The sequence below is a fragment of the Prevotella sp. HMSC073D09 genome (assembly GCF_001814145.1).
In the GTDB taxonomy this organism is placed as follows: domain Bacteria; phylum Bacteroidota; class Bacteroidia; order Bacteroidales; family Bacteroidaceae; genus Prevotella; species Prevotella conceptionensis.
On sequence record NZ_KV815116.1, the window covers coordinates 1 to 389 of the forward strand.

Annotated in this window: 1 protein-coding gene; it reads right to left on the reverse strand. The window is 55.5% G+C overall.

The annotated features are described in order from the left end of the window. Positions 1 to 389: hypothetical protein (locus HMPREF2955_RS10220; RefSeq protein WP_371326389.1), on the reverse strand; the 389-nt coding region annotated here is incomplete at both ends.

The window sequence follows — 389 nt, forward strand, 5'->3', positions numbered from 1 at the left end:
AATTCGTCGTAGTAGTAAGTGTGTATGTCTTCGGCGGTATAGCCCTGCGGGATAAGGGTACTGTCGTATGGCACGGTGATGCTTGCCAACGAATGGACGAAGTGCTCGCCATGCGGCAGGAAACGGTAACCGGCGATGCTGTCTTTCGAGTTGGCAGCAACGGTAGGGTTACTCCTGTCCGCCGTTACGTTCACCATGCCTGCGGGCAGGTGGGGCAGCTCGCCCTTTCTAAGTGGCGTGATGCTCAAAATCTTGGCATGCTCCATACTGCCATGGGGCACTTTCAGCTCAGCGCGCCCCACAGACAGAGAGTCTGCAAGGGTGCCGGCGAAGTATTTGCTCACCGTGCGTTTGCGAAAATCTTGCAAACGCTTGGACACATGGTTTCT